Origin of the sequence: Vibrio maritimus (genome assembly GCF_021441885.1) — a bacterium.
GTDB lineage: Bacteria > Pseudomonadota > Gammaproteobacteria > Enterobacterales > Vibrionaceae > Vibrio > Vibrio maritimus_B.
Map to the genome: position 1 here is coordinate 1,058,871 of NZ_CP090439.1, position 15,948 is coordinate 1,074,818.

Genomic DNA, 15,948 nt, shown 5'->3' on the forward strand with positions numbered 1-15,948 from the left:
AATGACGATGACAAAAATTGCATTTCAACATGACAGACCGTTGGATGCCATCGTTTTAGGACGCGCGGGTGTGGACTTATACGCCCGCGAATCAAAAACCGATATGGCGGACATTTCGGGCTTCAACAAGTTTGTTGGTGGCTCTGCTGCCAACATTGCGGTCGCAGTGAGCAAGCTGGGTGGCAAAGTAGGTTTTATTGGCTGCGTCGCTGATGATGCGTTTGGCGGCTATGTCAAAGGTTACATGTCAGAGCAAGGAATAAACCTCGATGGCATGATGACGGACGATTCAGGCTCTCGTACTTCTGTCGCGTTTACAGAGATGAAGCCAAGCGACTGCACGGTCCTTATCTATCGCAATAACGCTTCGGATCTGACGATCAAGCCAGAGCAGGTGGATCCTGAGTACATTGCGAGCTCTAAAGTACTGGTGGTTACCGGTACTGCGCTCTCAGAAAGCCCAAGCCGTGAAGCGACGCTTTTGGCGATGCAACACGCTCGTCGTAGCAATACGCTCGTAGTGCTGGATGTCGATTATCGCCCTTACTCATGGCGCACCGATACTGACGCTTCGATTTATTACGGCATTGCATCGAGTCTGTCTGACATCGTGATTGGTAATCGCGAAGAGTTTGACATGATGGAAACCGTGATTGCACCGGGTAATAAAGACGACGACGCCACAGCAGAACGCTTTATGCGTGACAACACGCAGATTGTTGTGATTAAGGCGGGCGAGTTTGGCTCAAAAGTCTACTGCCGTGATGGTTCGAAGTTCCAACAAGGCATCTTCCGTGTGGAAGTGAACAAGCCATTTGGTTCTGGTGACTCGTTTGCAGGTGGCTTGATTTGGACACTAGTGAATGGTGGCACCCTGCAAGAAGGCGTCAGAAACGGCTCTGCAGCAGCGGCGATAAACGTGAGTGGCGATAGCTGCACTGAAGCTATGCCAACCAAAGAGCAGCTTTTCGATTTTATTGAGACAAGAAACCAAGGTGTTTGATGGCATCAGTTTGATGTGGTTTTGAAGACAGCTTTTAGTCTCCCGGGCCGGTATTTCGACTCCAGATACTCGCGAAAATACAACCATCGTGGCCCGGTTTTTTTATCAGTGAATAAGTTTAGGAATAAAAACTGCGCTCATAAAAAGAGCAGTGAGGAGAAAGAACATGGGTAAACACATACCACCCTACGATAATAAAAATGAGCCCATTGTAGGTATTAATGACGCAGTGACACCTCTGTGTTATTTCAACCAAGTTTGTCTGACTCAAGGCGGAACGTTCAGCCACGAAGTTGAAGGCTATGAGTCTGTGATAGTTCTAGCGGGCGGTACTTGTAGCGTGTCGGTGATCAATGGCGATGACACACAAGTATTCGACAACATCGGTAAGCGAGCCTCTGTATGGGACGGTAACCCAGAAGCGGTTTACGTTCCGCTAGGTTATACAGCACAAATAGAATGTGTGAGCGAAAATGCCGACATCATGATCGCTGGCGGTAAGTTTGAAGTTTCTCTAGAACCATTCTGTGTGCGCGAAGAGAACGTCGATATTGTTCAGTACGGTTCTGATGACACCAAAACACACCGTAAGATCAAGCATGTTCTTGGTCAGTCTAACTCGGACAAACGCGGCCGTTTGCTCGTCAGTGAGCTGTTTACCGTTGGCGCGGGTGGCTGGTCAGGTTTTCCACCACACAAGCATGATGAAGACCGAGTGAAAGAAGATGGCAGCCGTGAAACGCTATACGAAGAAGTGTATCAGTTCCGTTTCAACCCAGATTTCGGCTTTGGCGCACAGTTCCTGTATGAGCACGAAGATGACCATGGTCCGGTCTATCACGTAAAAACAGGGTCAGTGATTGCAATCGACAAAGGTTATCACCCAAGTGTGGCAGCGCCTGGCTATGAGATGTATTACTTCACCATCATCGTTGGCAAAACAGACAAGTCTTTGATCCAACATTTTGACCCACACCATGAGTATCAAGTAAATACCATTCCTGGTATCAAAGATATGATTGCGAAATTCAAATAGGAGGCGATGCATGTTAGTTAATCTTAATGATCTATTACCCGATGCAGCGGCCTCTGATTATTCCGTACCATGCTTTAATGTTTTTGGTTACGAAGACGCAAGAGCGGTAGTTGAGGCAGCGGAAGAGGTTGGTAAGGCCGTTATCCTTGCTTGCAACAAAGATGTTGTGGATTTTTATGGCGTTGAGACTGCAGCAGCTATGTTCCTAAACCTTGCTCACAACAGCAGTGTCCCTGTTTGCTTGCACCTGGACCATACTTATGAAGAGGACATTGTTTATCGTGCGCTTAAAGCCGGTTTCAGCTCCGTGATGTTCGATGGCTCCCAGTTAACGCTGGAAGAGAATATCGCTCGTACTAAGAAAGTGGTCGACGTTGCACATGCGTTAGGCGCATCGGTTGAGGGTGAAATTGGTTCGGTACCTTATGAAGAAGGGCGTGACCATATTAAGTCTATTTATACCGAGCCAGAAGATGCTGCGCGTTTTGCTGAGGAAAGCGGGGTTGATTGTGTGGCCATTTCAGTTGGCAATATTCACCGCCTGACGGAGCCAACCTGTACGATTGATTTTGGTCGTTTGGACCGCATCGCGAGCGAAGTTAGCGTGCCCCTTGTTATTCATGGTAGCAGCGGAATTCGTGACGAAGATATGCTCAAACTAAAACAGAGCCGCGTATCTAAGTTCAATATCGGCACCTGTTTGCGTCAAGCATTGGGTCACAATTTACGTGGTTATATGAATGATGAACCGCAAAAATTTGATCGAATCTACTTTATGCAGAAGGCAATGCCCTATGTTAAGCAAGAAGCGATTCGCAACTTTGAGTTATTATCTTAAAATAGAGTCCCCAACCTAACATAGGGAAGGGGACCGGTTGACTATTTATTGCGTTCGAATAGGAGAGCGTTATCACTATGGATGTAGAAGTAAAAGTGCCCGCTGATTTAGACACGCTGCGCGAGCTTATTGTGAAGCGCTACGATAGCTTGAGCAGTAGATTGCAGCAGGTAGCCGACTTTGTCATGGAACAGCCAATGCTGGTCGCCGTAGAAACCATGGCAACCATTGCCCAGCAAGCCAATGTACCGCTGTCGACACTGAGTCGATTCTCTAATGCAATGGGCTTTGATGGCTTTACGTCTATGCAGATACTGTTCAGAGATCAGTATCTGAATCGCCCAAGAGACTACAAAGAACGTGTTCGTAAAGCACGTGAGATGGAGGACGTGCCGCATGATTCTCCGCAGGCTATCTTTCAAGACTTTGGTGACGCCAACATTGATGCGTTAGAGCAGTTACAGGTCATGGTCTCTCCACAGAAGCTAGAGCGCGCTGTGGCGATGCTTGAAGAAGCGGAAACCATCTACATTCAAGGGATGCGCCGAGCGTACCCAGTGGCATTTTATCTCTGGTACGCACTGATGAAATCAGACAACAACGTGGTGCTGTTAGATGACCATGGCGGTATGTTGTCGCCTATGACACGTCGAATGAATGAGAAAGACGTGCTATTTACGGTGACATTCAATCCTTACGCGCAAGAGACTAGTGATCTCATCGACGAAGCGTATCAGAAGAGCGTACCCATTATCGCTATTACCGATAATCAAATGACGCCTCAAGGCAGTAAGATGGAAGTCTGTTTCGAGGTCCAAGAGGGTGAAGTGATGGGATTCCGCTCTTTGAGTAGCTCAATGTATCTTGCCCAAACTCTCGCGGTCAGCTTGATGTGCCGTGAAGTGAAATAATCACCATTAATGACCACCAACCCAATTAAAGAGTAAGCCTTGTAAAGCTGAAGCAGCAAGGCTTGGTCTCTTGCTGCCTAAATTCAAGGAGATTCTCCATGCGTTTTGCTTTACACGGAATGTGCTCACTGCACAGCAATGTCATGTCGGACATTCGTCTCGCTCATGATACTGGCTATCAAGGTCTTGAAATTCATACCGAAAAGTTGTGGCGCTACATCAAAGCTGGCTTATCTGCTGAGCAGTTTAAACAGCGCCTTGACCACTTTAATATTGAACCGACGGCGATTGACATCATTGGTGCTATCGAAGTGACTGACAAAGCCTCGAAAGCGCAGCTATTCAAAGATACTGAGATCCTGTGTCAGTTTGCTCAAAAGATCGGTGCGCCGACGATACAGCTTAATGCCTTTGAAGCCTTAAATGGGTTGACGCTAGATCAGAACATCGAACTCACCGCACAGAACATTCGTTCTATTGCCGATATTGGTAGAGACTACGGTGTTCGCTTTCAGTACGAGGGTGCGGCATGGACACCGATCGCAACGCTAGATGACTACTATCGCTTGTTGGATGCAGTAGGGCGTGACAACTTCGGCTTCGTTCTTGATACCTGGCATTTTTGGGCAAGTCGCGGAGCAAGTCTCGAGAAAATAGCCAGTATCGACCCTGCGCTCATCTATAACGTCCATATCTCTGATGGCGCGCGTCCAGAAGAGGGCGCACCGTGGCCGGACGAGAGAGAGTTACGAGGCCACTTTATTGGACAAGGTGATATTCCGCTTAAAGAATGGGTCGATGCCATTCAATCAACCGGCTATCAAGGATTCTACTCAGGTGAATACCTCAATGACCAAATGTGGGAGCAGGATTATTACGATGTAGCGACCAAAATGCTTAAGGGCATGAAAGCACTGTTTTAACCTTTCATTGATTTGAACAACCGTTTACTCGTGGTGAAGTCCACTTAGCAGAGAAAAATCTCAGCATTAAGTGGACTTTGTTGTGCATGTCACGAAATAAATATTTCATAAGTATAATATTGAATTAAACATTTCATTGAATAACGCTGCCACCAACGGAGAATCCCCTATGTCTCACCTACTGTCGAAGTATTCTCAATCACAATCCGATTCTCGAGTTCAATCGATTACTCCTGAGAGCGCTAACTGGGGATATGTTGGATTCTCTGTCCACGAGATTGCATCTGGTGAATCCTTGGTTCTCGAAAGCTCTGCGACTGAAAAATGCTTAGTTCTGGTGTCGGGTAAGGCGACGGTGACAGTAGGCAATCAGGTCTTTAGTCATATCGGTGAGCGTATGTCACCATTTGAGAAAGACACCGACCAGCAGCGTATCAAGCCGCATTCGGTTTATGTCGCGCCACAGCAGCGCATTCAAGTGGTCGCTGAAACCGATTTAGAACTTGCCGTGTGTGAGGCGCCGAGCAAGGGTAATTTAGAGACCCGTTATATCACGCCGCAAGAGGTTGACGCAGAGCACAGAGGCAAAGGGCACAATCAAAGGTATGTGCACAATATTCTCCCTGATGACAAACCCGCAGACAGCTTGCTGGTGGTCGAGGTCTTTACCGACGAAGGCTGCACCAGTTCTTACCCAAGCCATAAGCATGACCAAGATATTGATGGCAAGGAAACCTATCTAGAAGAGACCTACTACCATCGCTTAAACCCATCTCAGGGCTTTTGTATGCAGCGTGTATACACAGATAATCGCGAGCTCGATGAATGTATGGCGGTTTACGATAAGGATGTGGTTATGGTGCCAAAAGGCTATCACCCAGTCGCCACGATTGCGGGATATGACAGCTACTACTTGAACGTAATGGCAGGCCCCAAACGTAAATGGCAATTTAGTTGGGAACGCGACCACGCATGGATCAATTCTAAGGATTACAAGTAATCGTAATGAGTGTTGTATGGCTACCAACGGAGGCGATGCCGCTCATGAACCATTTATTCTGGTCTGACTCAGTGTCGAGTGAGGCCAATGACAAGCAAAGGAAGGAGTGCAGAATGTATAATATCGCGCTGTTTGGAGCAGGGCGCATTGGGCAAGTTCATGCGGTAAACATTGCCAATCACCCCAAAACTAACCTGTATTCAGTCATCGACCCTTATGATGTGAATGCCAACATGTTGTGTGACCAATATGATGCTAAGCGTCAATCGATTGAAGAAGCGATGGCGGACAGTAATGTGGATGCCGTGTGTATTTGCTCGGCTACTGATACCCATGCTGACTTGATTGAACTTGGTGCGAAAGCGGGAAAAACGATCTTTTGCGAGAAACCGATTGATCTCGATTCAAGCAGGGTGCGCGATTGCTTAGGTGTCGTCGAGCAATATAAGGTTCCTCTGCTTGTCGGTTTTAATCGTCGCTTCGATCCACACTTTGCGAACTTAAAGCAACGCGTAGTTGATGGTGAAGTAGGTGAGCCAGCAACGCTCACCATTACCTCACGCGATCCTGAGCCACCGCCAGCCGAGTACAGCAAGGTGTCTGGCGGTATGTTCCGTGACATGAGCATTCACGATCTTGATATGGCGAGATTCATCTTAGGTGAAGACCCTGTCTCAATCACTGCTCACGGCAGTTGTAAAATTGATCCTGAGATCGGCAAAGCGGGCGACATCGATACTGGTGTGATTGTTCTGAACTTCGCCTCGGGTGCGATTGCGACCATTCTAAATAGTCGCAAGTCTGGATATGGGTATGATCAACGCATTGAACTGCATGGCGAAAAGGGGATGCTACAAGTAGCCAACGTTCGTGAGAACCTAGTGACGAACACTTCTGATAGCGGTGCCCAAGATGCGAAACCACTACACTTCTTCTTAGAGCGATACAAAGAGGCGTATATTGCCGAGTGGCAGCACTTTGTTGACGTTCTCAATGGCGCAGAGCCAAACTGCTCTGGCACCGATGGTGAGTTCGCGTTGCGCCTTGCTGATGCGGCGATAGTGTCTATGAATGAAAAGCGGACCGTGCTGCTTTAGATCTAATCTGAAAAGGCAGCATCCTATTTAGATGAACTGATAAGTTATGGGGTATCTGATTTGATCAGGTACCTCACTTACCAATCAGCGGCGGAGAATAGCGATCCATCGGCCAAGGTTTAGCAAGCTCGTCAGCGAGGCTGCGACATAGGTCAATGCTGCCGCTTTAAGAATTTTTTCTGCATGTTTCAGATCACCATCGTGCAGGTAGTTGCCTTTCTGTAGGATAGGTAAAGCCTTACCATAACTGGCATCGAACTCAACCGGAAGAGTCAACAGGTGCACCAAGGTACTTAATGCCATTGAAACAACACCTATCATAATCGTTATCGCACCTGCTTGCGGCACGCGAGTCAGCATAAGGACAACAGGCGCTGCAATGAGCATCAATCCAGCAATGCGCTCGCCAATTATGGCTGTTTTTACAAGCTTTTGCCGAGCCAGGAACAAGGTCTCTCTACGCGAATCTTGAATGGCATGCCCTACTTCATGGGCGGCGACTGTCACTGCCGTTAGTGAGTGCCCTGAGTAGTTGTTCGGCGTAAGACGGACAGCCTTGGCTGCGGGATCATAGTGATCACCTTGAGTGGTCTCCTCTACGTCAACGTTATCTAAGCCGAAGCTATCCAACAGGTGACGAGCTAGCTCAGCACCGCTTCCCTGCTCGCGGTAGCGGTCAGCCGGTTGACTGTATTTTTCCATCACGTGCTTGACCCATAGGCCAGGACCAAAGACGACTGTCGCAATTAAGAGTAATAGGATTATCCAGAGCATTAATTCAGTTTGTTATCAGCAATTATGTGGCTACTGGTTATTATACGCATAAAATGACCGGCAGATACTCGCTATCACGCCAAGTCAGAGTCTCTCTTGGTTCAATCTTCTTAGCTTACTCTGAGCTTCTCGGCTTATTGTGAGGTGGTGGCATACATGGTCAATACATCGAGTGGAACAATTTCAAGGGAGCTCTCTTCGCAGCTCGCTAGCACGACGAGTGGGGCCACTCCCGCTTGCCAAGCTTCTTTCCAGCGCAGTGCACAAAGACACCAACGATCTCCTGGCTTTAACCCTGGGAAGTCAAACTCTGGCCTAGGAGTAGAAAGATCATTACCACGGGCTTTGGTGAAGACGAGGAAGTCCTCTGTCATGACGGCGCAGATCGTGTGTTGACCCATGTCGCTACCAACTGTGCGACAGTAGCCATCTCTAAAATATCCAGTATTAGGTGTGCAGCCGCAAAGCTCTAACGGCTCGCCAAGTACGTTATTCGCGCTGTTCATTATCACTCCTAGCATGAGGTTCCTCGGATACCAGTGTAGTCGAGAAGTCGGAATTATTGTGAAGTTATGTCCGATGGCCTAGGGTCACTAAACATCTCCATCAGTTAACGTGATGGTATGTGTTTTGTTTTGGGCTTAAAAATCGTCGAAACTGCAAACACGTAAACGAGATTGTCACATTAACCGGAGGAAACTCGAATGTATAAATTTATTGGCGCAGCGCTATTCGCACTATTACTGACAGGCTGTGCAAATATGCCGACGGGCAATAACGTAGCGGTAGCCAAGCTTGAAGATGTCCAATCGGCGCAATGTGAGCAACTTGGTCCAGTGATCATTCGCGTGCACCGTCGAGCTGACCATGAATCCGTGCTGAGAATTATGACAGAGGACAAATATCCCAACGCCAATACCGTCGCAATCACCAGACTAGAGCCGAGTAGCCGTGGAATTGGCGGTAAAAAAGCAATGCGATCTATTAGGGCAGCCGCATTCCAGTGCGAAGCGTAAACCCAGTGCCCAAGGAATTAGGGCTCCTTTTTGGTATTAGGGGGAACAGGTCTGCTTGTTCTACCGAATCCAGCTTTCCTTTGAGCAACTCAACACTTCTACTGAACTCATAAGCTATCTGTGGTTCACTCGCCATCTTCGCTGTGAATTGCCATGGCGACGGCGATACTCTGAACCAAACAAAGCGAGGCGGATTGTGAGCGAAATGCGTCAACCTTTGCTTCCTTGATAACAAAACTGACGTCGCTGAACGCCGCAAGTGGGCTTACCTGGCTGTCAGTGATCACGATCTGCTTGGCACCGGCTTTAGAGGCAATTTCACTCAGCGCTATCGTTTCATTGGCATATGGACTAAAACTGATGGCGACAACAGCATCTTTCGCGCTGATCATACTAAGCTGCTCTTCGTACATCCCACCTAAGCCATCAATCAAAAATGCGCGTTTGTTTAAGTGGCGCAGCGCATAGGTAAAGTAAGAAGCGACACTGAATGAGCGGCGCAAACCAATAAGGTAGATGTTCTCGCAGTTTTGCAGAATATCGATAGCACGATTGAGATCGTCCTCAGAGGTCTGATTCGCTAGAAAATTCATTGCTTGTGAATTGGCGTTGGCAAACTCTTGCAATATCTGTTTAGGGCTTTCAGGAGCTAACGGTTCCGTCTGCAGCTGCTTGTGGATTCTGGCGCGATCAGTGTAGCTTGAGGTTTCTTCCACTATCTTGTTGCGAAATAGCTGTTTCATCTCATTGAAACCACTAAAACCAAAAGCACTGGCAAAACGGATTAAGGTAGAAGGTGGCACTTCCGCTTTTTGAGCAATGACAGCTACCGTTTCCAAGGCAATATCATTTGGGTTATCAAGTACATACTTGGCTACTTGCTGAAGTCGTTTACTCAGCTCGCTATATTGCTCTCGAATTTGCTCTTGAAGTTCACTCAATGTAGTTGCCACAGGCATAGATAGCTCCAAACTCACTTTTGTTTGCATTTCAATAAAATACCTTAATTAGCTGATCATTTGAAATGTTTGTTTCATGGAATATGTATTGTGGGACGGGGAGGGTGTCTTGCTCTCGCTGCCAGTATCGAGCTTCAAGAAAACCGTAGAGCCAAAAGAAAAAAGCGCCTCGGACAAGGCGCGTTGAGCTAAACCGAGAGTGGTGCTTCCAAGGTTAGAGCACCACTTCGTACCCTACTCAAAGTTAGTATCTTGATGTGGGAGTGGTTACTTACTCTTCTTGTGACGTTTCATATCAAACATTACCGCAAAGATGATAACTAAGCCTTTAACCACCTGCTGCCAATACGCTGAGACGTTGAGAAGGTCGAGACCGTTTTGTAGGACACCCATGATCATGGTGCCTATGATGGTGCCTTGGATAGTACCAATACCGCCAGCGTGCGAAACACCACCTACGGTCGCTGCTGCGATAGCATCGAGCTCATACATGATACCGAGACCTGGCTGACCTGAGTTGATTCGAGCTGCCAAGATAAGTGCTGAAATACCTGCGAGAAGACCTGCGTAGGTATAAACCAATATCTTATAGCGCTTTACATTGATACCCGATACATACGCCGCGGTTTCGTTACCGCCAATTGCATACGCATACTTTCCGAAACGGGTATAGTTCAACAGTACGTATGAGACAAAAGCCATAAAGGCAAAGATGATGACGGGGACGGGTATCCCTACGATGCTACCTTGACCAATCCATTGATACGAGTCGATCAGGCTACTCACGGGGCGACCATCTGAATAGAGCAGTGCTGCTCCGCGTGCGACGATCATCATGCCAAGTGTTGCGATAAAAGGAGGGATCCCCGTGTAAGCGATAAGCGCACCATTAATGTAACCACATAATGCACCCACAGCTAAAGCGGCAATGATCGGTACTATGATCGGCAATTCAGGCATGTTTGGGTACATACGCATCGACCAATCAATGGTCTGCGCCATACTTGCTGAAACGACTGCTGCGACCGCAAGCACGGAGCCGGATGACAAGTCGATGCCTCGAGTAATAATGATGATGGTGACACCAAGAGCAAGTAGACCAATACTGGCCATCTGCGTCATGACATTGAGCAAGTTAGCGACCGACAAAAAAACGGGCGAGAGGATAGACATGACGACGCACATGACAACAAACACCACGTAAATCGCATACTTGGATATCATTCTCTTGAAATTGGTTTGGGTTTGACCTTCTGGGGAGGTCGATTTAATCAGTTTCGCAATCATAACTGCATTCCTTGAGTTACTACTCTCTCCTCAAGTCGCTCTGCTGAGGACTCGTGGTGATTGAATTTAGGGGGTGGTTCAATTAATTAATTGAGTGCCATCGACATGATTTTTTGCTGGGTCGCTTCAGGTCCGTCGATAAGACCTTTCAGCTTGCCTTCGTGCATTACCAAAATGCGGTCACTCATTCCCATGACTTCCGGAAGTTCTGAAGAGATCATGACTAAGCTTTTCCCCATACCGGTAAGTAAGCGCATGAGCTTGTAGATTTCGGATTTCGCCCCCACGTCGATGCCTCGTGTTGGCTCATCTAGGAACAGGATATCGGGCTTCGTTAGCATCCATCGAGCGAGCAATACTTTTTGTTGGTTACCGCCGCTGAGGTTATCGATCATTTCGTACATGCCTGGCGTTTTGACTTTCAGCTTCTCACAGTGTGTTTGGCTGTCTTGCTTCATCTTTCTGACATCCAACACATTCACCACTTTGTTTCTGTATGCGTCCAAATGAGCAATCGAAGTATTGGCGAAGATATCGAGCATCAAGTAGAGCCCTGAATGACGTCGATCCTCGGTTAGGAAAGCCATTTTGTGTTGGATGGCATCTTGTGGCGTATTGATTTCCACTACGTCACCATTAATTCTAATAGTTCCAGTATCCTTCTGTCTGACACCAAATAACGTCTCTATCAGCTCTGTTCGTCCCGCTCCCACAAGACCTGCAATACCGAGTATTTCACCTTCATGGAGTGTGAAATTGATGTCGTTGAATGCGCCATCGACGCTGAGATTCTCAACTTCTAACCGTGTTTTACCGGGTTTGGCCGTTGCTGGTGGGAATACATCGCCTAAGTCACGACCTACCATCATCTGCACCAGTTCATCGTTGTTGGTTGCCTTTGCTTCTCGCTCGCCCACAAAACAACCATCACGGAACACGGTGATATCGTCGCAAATTCTAAAAATCTCATCCATTTTGTGGCTGATATAAACAATGGCGCAACCACGAGCTTTAAGCATTTCAATGATGTCAAAGAGATGGTCTACCTCTTTGTCAGTGAGCGCTGAGGTCGGCTCATCCATAATGATGATCTCGGATTGGTAAGAGATAGCTTTGGCGATCTCGACCATTTGCATGGTGGCAACCGTGAGATCACTCATTGGTGTTTTAGGGTCGAGCTGAAGATCTAACTTCGCCAGCAACTCTGCGGTATCACTGTACATTTTGGCGTGGTCTACTAATCGTAAAGGGCCTTTAAGAGGCTCTCGACCTAACCAGATATTTTCCGCGATACTGCGGTGCAAAATTGGCGATAGCTCCTGATGTATCATTGAGATACCAGCTTCAAGTGCTTCCTTTGCACCTTGGAACTCAACATTCTCACCCTTATAGCGAATGGTGCCGCTATCGCGCTGGTAGATACCGAACATCACCTTCATTAGCGTAGATTTTCCGGCACCGTTTTCACCCATCAATGCCATGACTCGACCTTGCTTTAACGTGAGCTGAACGTTATCGAGCGCCTTTACACCTGGGAAGGTTTTGGTAATGCCACGCATTTCTAGTAGGACTTGACTCATACTATTACTACTCCGAAAAATGCTCCGTATTCTTGAGAGGGGGAGAATACGGAGCGAGGGTGGTTAACCTTTCTGCTTCGCTTCAAATGCTTCTAGATTGCTTTGAGTCACGAGCTCGGCAGGGATCCAAGTGACTTGTTCGTGTTGTTTGCCGTTAACAGCGTCAACCGCTGCATCAATAGCGCCTCGAGCTTGACCGGCTCCATCTTGGAATACCGTAGCGCTTAGCGCGCCATCTTTTACCGCGACGAGACCATCAGGGGTGGCATCAACACCCACGACGAGCGTGTCATCCAGTTTGCCAGCAGCGCGAAGCGCTTGAATTGCACCGAGTGCCATGTCGTCGTTATTAGCAACGATGATGTCAAGTTGGTCGCCAGAGTTGAGCCAGTTCTCCATTACAGTCATGCCTTGTGAGCGCTGCCACAGACCTGTTTGCTTTCTTACCACATTGAAATTCGGATTGTTTGCCAAGAAGTCTTCTACGCCTTTGGTGCGCATAACGGCAGCTTCATGAGTCAACATACCCATTAGAATCGCGACATTGCCTCCGTCGACAGAATCCGTGATGTATTGAGCTTGTGTTTCGCCGAATTTCAATTCTTCGGAACCCACGTAGAAAACACTGTCAGGGAGGTAATCAGGTCGGCGGTTTAGATACACAAGCTCGATACCTGCTTTAATGATTCGGTCTGTAAGTGGCTGAGTTGCATCAGTGTTGACAGGAACCAAAATGATGGCGTCCATTTGCTGAACAATGAAATTTTCGACTTGGCCGAGCTGTTTAGCGGCATCCTCTTTGGCATCCACAAAGGTCAGTTCGACCTTGCCATCAAATTGATCCGCGTATTTGTCCATCGCGTCTTTCATGTAGACCATAAAGGTGTCATCGAAGTTTGGTATCGCGACGCCGATGCGTGTCACGTCTTCTTGTTTCGCCTCTTGGCCGCAGGCTGTAAGAACAATCAGTCCCATAACCATTAACGTACCTTTGAGTAGTGCTTTTGCGTTTGACGCGAGTGTTAACAATCTGTCCAGCAACATAGTAATCCCTTGTTTCTCCGTTGGCATAAATGCCTCCTTGGTATCCATCACACCTATCTATCGATAAATATGAACATTTCATTTCGTTATTAGATGAAATTTCTAGAGTGTTTATTCAGTATTTACTCTGACTTTTTATAAAACGGTTTGGATAGTCGGCATTGAAAAATATTTTCTATCCCCCGTTGGTTTTTAACTATATGTTGATGTTTAAATTATCACCACTGTTAATGTGGCATAAATGTTAAAAGTGTTACGCTGATCTCATTGGTTTTCTTGGCTTAGTGCTCGATTTGAGTTTAAGTGGTTGATTTAATGCTAAATACATATTTTTTAACGTGTGTTTAATTAAAGTGTCCACTAGAGCTTTTGTTCGTATTGAGTTTTGAAATGAGATTGTCGATAAATGAAAAAATATTATCAAAATCTTATCGTATTCTGCGTCGGTTGTTCGGTTTGGTCGAAAAAGAAGCGACAGATCACGGTTTTCTAGAATAATTTCACTCTATAATAAAATGAAATAAACGTTTCATTTGGTCTTGGAGGAGATGACATGATGAGGCAGCAGGATAAGATGTTTGACGTGATCTGTATGGGTAGGGTCGCCGTCGATTTTTACGGTCAACAAATAGGCTCCCGTTTAGAAGATATGAGTAGCTTTGCCAAGTACCTTGGAGGGTCATCGGGAAACGTCGCCTATGGTACGGCAAGACAAGGTTTAAAGTCGTCAATGCTCGCTCGAGTTGGTGATGAGCACATGGGGCGCTTTTTACGCGAGGAGCTAAACAGACTCGGCGTTGATACCAGCTATTTAATTACTGATAAAGAGCGGCTGACGGCGTTGGTGATTCTTGGTATCAAAGATGAAGATACCTTTCCGCTGATTTTCTACCGTGACAACTGTGCTGATATGGCGATTACAGCAGATGACGTTGATGAGGAGTATATTGCCTCTTCGCGTTGCCTAGTGATTACTGGAACTCACCTCTCGAACCCGAAAACCCGTGATGCCGTACTGACAGCGCTCGGTTATGCCAGAAAACACGGTGTTAGAACGGCACTTGATATCGACTATCGCCCAGTGCTTTGGGGGCTCACGTCGCTTGGCGATGGTGAAACGCGTTTTATCGAATCTGGAGCCGTCACTGACCAGTTGCAGGAAGTCCTCGGTTTATTTGATCTTATTGTTGGTACGGAGGAAGAGTTCCATATTGCAGGTGGGTCCACAGATACCCTTCAAGCGCTAAATGGCGTTCGAAAAGCGACAGATGCAGTCTTGGTTTGTAAGCGAGGAGCACAAGGCTGTTCAGTGTATGAATCGCAAATCCCAGATCACCTTGACGGCGCCATTAATGCAACGGGGGTTCGAGTGGATGTACTTAATGTGCTTGGTGCGGGCGACGCGTTTATGTCCGGCTTACTAAGAGGTTACCTCAATGATGAAAGCTGGCAGCAAGCGTGTGATTATGCCAACGCCTGCGGCGCTCTGGTCGTTTCTCGACATGGCTGCGCACCCGCAATGCCGAGTAAGGAAGAACTGGATGATTACTTATCTCGTGCAGAATCCGTTGCTAGACCTGATCTTGATACCAAGCTAAACCACCTTCACCGAGTGACAACACGAGATAAGTCATGGGACGATTTGTGCATATTGGCATTTGATCATCGAAGCCAGTTTGAGCAAATGGCTCAAGATGCTGGCGTATCAGTGTCTCGAATTTCACCTCTTAAGCAACTGATTTTAAGTGCATACCAAGAGTCAGTGGACGAACTGGGGCTGCAGGGGCTGGCGGGACTATTATGCGATAGTACTTACGGACAAGCGGCGCTTAATCAAGCAACAGGCAAAGACTGGTGGATCGGTCGTCCTATTGAATTGCCAAGCTCCCGACCTCTGGTGCTCGAACACGGCAATATTGGTTCTCAACTGGTGTCTTGGCCACAAGAGCACATCGTGAAGTGCTTAGTGTTCTATCACCCACATGATGAGCAGGGACTTAGAGTTGAGCAAGAGAAAACTCTCGAAGAAGTGTACCTAGCCTGTTGTCAGTCTGGGCATGAACTGTTGCTCGAGGTCATTCTTCCAAAAGACCTACCCCAAGATGAAACACATTATATTGCGGCCATCGAGCGCTTCTATGAGCTAGGCATTAAACCTGATTGGTGGAAACTGCCTGCATTAACAACCTCATCATGGAGTCAGCTAGAGCGCGTGATCGAGAACCAAGACCCTCACTGTCACGGCGTGGTATTGCTAGGGCTAGATGCCCCTCAAGAGCGGTTAATCGAAGGCTTTGCTACTGCGAGGGCGAGCTCATTAGTCAAAGGATTTGCCGTTGGTAGAACTATCTTTGGAGATGCGTCTCGCGCTTGGCTTGCTGGGACGATCGATGATGAAGCCTTTAAGAATCAAATCAAACTGAAATACCAAACCCTAATTTCTGCTTGGCAGCAAACCGCGTAACTCACAGAGAATTTGG

Annotated in this window: 15 protein-coding genes; 9 read left to right on the plus strand and 6 right to left on the minus strand. The window is 47.3% G+C overall.

The features are described 5' to 3' along the window. The first annotated feature begins 7 nt into the window (after window positions 1–7). The 7 genes from iolC to iolG all read left to right on the plus strand — a co-directional run bounded on the left by iolC (window position 8) and on the right by iolG (window position 6,808). Window positions 8–1,003, plus strand: a complete 996-nt coding sequence (iolC, locus tag LY387_RS21185; protein WP_234496203.1) for a 5-dehydro-2-deoxygluconokinase — start codon at window positions 8–10, stop codon at window positions 1,001–1,003. A gap of 166 nt (window positions 1,004–1,169) precedes the next feature. Next, window positions 1,170–2,039, plus strand: coding sequence for a 5-deoxy-glucuronate isomerase (locus tag LY387_RS21190; protein WP_234496204.1), 870 nt, complete (start codon window positions 1,170–1,172; stop codon window positions 2,037–2,039). Between the two features lie 10 nt (window positions 2,040–2,049). Then, window positions 2,050–2,877 carry a class II fructose-bisphosphate aldolase gene (locus LY387_RS21195; protein ID WP_234496205.1) on the plus strand — a complete coding sequence of 276 codons (828 nt, stop codon included), beginning with the start codon at window positions 2,050–2,052 and terminating at the stop codon, window positions 2,875–2,877. A gap of 77 nt (window positions 2,878–2,954) precedes the next feature. Then, window positions 2,955–3,788 (plus strand): MurR/RpiR family transcriptional regulator, encoded by an 834-nt coding sequence (locus tag LY387_RS21200; RefSeq protein WP_234496206.1) that lies wholly within the window; start codon window positions 2,955–2,957, stop codon window positions 3,786–3,788. A gap of 98 nt (window positions 3,789–3,886) precedes the next feature. Beyond that, window positions 3,887–4,711 (plus strand): sugar phosphate isomerase/epimerase family protein, encoded by an 825-nt coding sequence (locus LY387_RS21205; protein WP_234496207.1) that lies wholly within the window; start codon window positions 3,887–3,889, stop codon window positions 4,709–4,711. Between the two features lie 169 nt (window positions 4,712–4,880). Then, a complete protein-coding gene (iolB, locus tag LY387_RS21210; protein WP_234496208.1) occupies window positions 4,881–5,711 on the plus strand; it encodes a 5-deoxy-glucuronate isomerase in 831 nt (276 codons plus the stop codon). A gap of 113 nt (window positions 5,712–5,824) precedes the next feature. Then, a complete protein-coding gene (gene iolG, locus LY387_RS21215; RefSeq protein WP_234496209.1) occupies window positions 5,825–6,808 on the plus strand; it encodes an inositol 2-dehydrogenase in 984 nt (327 codons plus the stop codon). An 84-nt stretch (window positions 6,809–6,892) separates the two neighbouring features. Here the strand turns inward: iolG and LY387_RS21220 are convergent, their stop codons facing one another. Both LY387_RS21220 and LY387_RS21225 read right to left on the minus strand, forming a co-directional pair. Further along, entirely contained in the window at window positions 6,893–7,582 is a 690-nt protein-coding gene (locus tag LY387_RS21220) for a zinc metallopeptidase (RefSeq protein ID WP_234496210.1), read from the minus strand. Window positions 7,583–7,716: 134 nt separating this feature from the next. After that, window positions 7,717–8,088: a DUF2237 family protein gene (locus LY387_RS21225; protein ID WP_234496211.1), complete on the minus strand. Its 372-nt coding sequence runs from the start codon at window positions 8,086–8,088 to the stop codon at window positions 7,717–7,719. Between the two features lie 198 nt (window positions 8,089–8,286). Here LY387_RS21225 and LY387_RS21230 point away from each other — a divergent pair, with 198 nt between their 5' ends. Next, window positions 8,287–8,598, plus strand: a complete 312-nt coding sequence (locus LY387_RS21230; RefSeq protein WP_234496212.1) for a hypothetical protein — start codon at window positions 8,287–8,289, stop codon at window positions 8,596–8,598. A 125-nt stretch (window positions 8,599–8,723) separates the two neighbouring features. On the opposite strand, the gene LY387_RS21235 is transcribed toward LY387_RS21230, so the two are convergent. From LY387_RS21235 to LY387_RS21250, 4 genes are all read right to left on the minus strand, one after another. Then, window positions 8,724–9,557 (minus strand): MurR/RpiR family transcriptional regulator, encoded by an 834-nt coding sequence (locus LY387_RS21235; RefSeq protein WP_234496213.1) that lies wholly within the window; start codon window positions 9,555–9,557, stop codon window positions 8,724–8,726. A gap of 267 nt (window positions 9,558–9,824) precedes the next feature. Then, window positions 9,825–10,844, minus strand: a complete 1,020-nt coding sequence (locus LY387_RS21240; RefSeq protein WP_234496214.1) for an ABC transporter permease — start codon at window positions 10,842–10,844, stop codon at window positions 9,825–9,827. An 86-nt stretch (window positions 10,845–10,930) separates the two neighbouring features. Next, entirely contained in the window at window positions 10,931–12,424 is a 1,494-nt protein-coding gene (locus tag LY387_RS21245; protein WP_234496215.1) for a sugar ABC transporter ATP-binding protein, read from the minus strand. Between the two features lie 63 nt (window positions 12,425–12,487). Next, window positions 12,488–13,495 carry a sugar ABC transporter substrate-binding protein gene (locus tag LY387_RS21250; RefSeq protein WP_234496216.1) on the minus strand — a complete coding sequence of 336 codons (1,008 nt, stop codon included), beginning with the start codon at window positions 13,493–13,495 and terminating at the stop codon, window positions 12,488–12,490. Window positions 13,496–14,024: 529 nt separating this feature from the next. On the opposite strand from LY387_RS21250, the gene LY387_RS21255 reads away from it, so the two are divergent. Beyond that, window positions 14,025–15,932 (plus strand): bifunctional 5-dehydro-2-deoxygluconokinase/5-dehydro-2-deoxyphosphogluconate aldolase, encoded by a 1,908-nt coding sequence (locus tag LY387_RS21255; RefSeq protein WP_234497806.1) that lies wholly within the window; start codon window positions 14,025–14,027, stop codon window positions 15,930–15,932. The last annotated feature ends 16 nt before the right edge of the window (window positions 15,933–15,948 follow it).

Excerpts from the sequence above, each read along its gene's own strand:
- iolC (WP_234496203.1), top strand. The coding sequence starts at position 8 with ATGACAAAAATTGCATTTCAACATGACAGACCGTTGGATGCCATCGTT.
- LY387_RS21190 (WP_234496204.1), top strand. The coding sequence starts at position 1,170 with ATGGGTAAACACATACCACCCTACGATAATAAAAATGAGCCCATTGTA.
- LY387_RS21195 (WP_234496205.1), top strand. The coding sequence starts at position 2,050 with ATGTTAGTTAATCTTAATGATCTATTACCCGATGCAGCGGCCTCTGAT.
- LY387_RS21200 (WP_234496206.1), top strand. The coding sequence starts at position 2,955 with ATGGATGTAGAAGTAAAAGTGCCCGCTGATTTAGACACGCTGCGCGAG.
- LY387_RS21205 (WP_234496207.1), top strand. The coding sequence starts at position 3,887 with ATGCGTTTTGCTTTACACGGAATGTGCTCACTGCACAGCAATGTCATG.
- iolB (WP_234496208.1), top strand. The coding sequence starts at position 4,881 with ATGTCTCACCTACTGTCGAAGTATTCTCAATCACAATCCGATTCTCGA.
- iolG (WP_234496209.1), top strand. The coding sequence starts at position 5,825 with ATGTATAATATCGCGCTGTTTGGAGCAGGGCGCATTGGGCAAGTTCAT.
- LY387_RS21220 (WP_234496210.1), bottom strand. The coding sequence starts at position 7,582 with ATGCTCTGGATAATCCTATTACTCTTAATTGCGACAGTCGTCTTTGGT.
- LY387_RS21225 (WP_234496211.1), bottom strand. The coding sequence starts at position 8,088 with ATGAACAGCGCGAATAACGTACTTGGCGAGCCGTTAGAGCTTTGCGGC.
- LY387_RS21230 (WP_234496212.1), top strand. The coding sequence starts at position 8,287 with ATGTATAAATTTATTGGCGCAGCGCTATTCGCACTATTACTGACAGGC.
- LY387_RS21235 (WP_234496213.1), bottom strand. The coding sequence starts at position 9,557 with ATGCCTGTGGCAACTACATTGAGTGAACTTCAAGAGCAAATTCGAGAG.
- LY387_RS21240 (WP_234496214.1), bottom strand. The coding sequence starts at position 10,844 with ATGATTGCGAAACTGATTAAATCGACCTCCCCAGAAGGTCAAACCCAA.
- LY387_RS21245 (WP_234496215.1), bottom strand. The coding sequence starts at position 12,424 with ATGAGTCAAGTCCTACTAGAAATGCGTGGCATTACCAAAACCTTCCCA.
- LY387_RS21250 (WP_234496216.1), bottom strand. The coding sequence starts at position 13,495 with ATGCCAACGGAGAAACAAGGGATTACTATGTTGCTGGACAGATTGTTA.
- LY387_RS21255 (WP_234497806.1), top strand. The coding sequence starts at position 14,025 with ATGAGGCAGCAGGATAAGATGTTTGACGTGATCTGTATGGGTAGGGTC.